Below are 892 nucleotides of genomic sequence, written 5' to 3'. Positions count from 1 at the left end.
TTACTCGATGATCTTGGCGACGACGCCAGCACCGACGGTGCGGCCGCCTTCGCGGATTGCGAAGCGCAGACCTTCTTCCATCGCGATCGGCGCAATCAGCTTCACCGTGATCGACACGTTGTCGCCCGGCATCACCATTTCCTTGTCCTTCGGCAGCTCGATCGAGCCCGTCACGTCCGTCGTACGGAAGTAGAACTGCGGACGGTAGTTGTTGAAGAACGGCGTGTGACGGCCGCCTTCGTCCTTGCTCAGCACGTACACTTCAGCCGTGAAGTGCGTGTGCGGCGTGATCGAACCCGGCTTCGCCAGAACCTGGCCACGCTCCACGTCTTCACGCTTCGTGCCGCGCAGCAGGATACCGACGTTGTCGCCTGCCTGACCCTGGTCCAGCAGCTTGCGGAACATTTCCACGCCCGTGCAGGTCGTCTTCACCGTCGGCTTGATACCGACGATTTCGATTTCTTCGCCGACCTTGACCACGCCACGCTCGACGCGGCCCGTCACCACCGTGCCACGACCCGAGATCGAGAACACGTCTTCCACCGGCATCAGGAACGCACCGTCAACCGCGCGCTCCGGCGTCGGGATGTACGTGTCCAGCGCGTCGGCCAGGTTCATGATCGCCACTTCGCCCAGCTCGCCCGTGTCGCCTTCCAGCGCCAGCTTCGCCGAACCCTTCACGATCGGCGTGTCGTCGCCCGGGAAGTCGTACTTCGACAGCAGTTCGCGAACTTCCATCTCGACCAGCTCGAGCAGTTCAGCGTCGTCCACCATGTCGCACTTGTTCAGGAACACGATGATGTACGGAACGCCAACCTGGCGCGCCAGCAGGATGTGCTCACGCGTTTGCGGCATCGGGCCGTCTGCTGCCGAGCACACCAGGATCGCGCCG

At 63.0% G+C, this 892-nt stretch carries 1 protein-coding gene; it reads right to left on the bottom strand.

The window, feature by feature from the left end; translation table 11 throughout:
- Positions 1-892 (bottom strand): elongation factor Tu (gene tuf, locus ACV22Z_RS35660; RefSeq protein WP_179405657.1); only part of this gene is annotated, 892 nt, incomplete at its 5' end.

It is taken from the genome of Burkholderia sp. PU8-34 (assembly GCF_053427725.1).
This window is presented reverse-complemented; position numbering and strand designations above follow the sequence as displayed.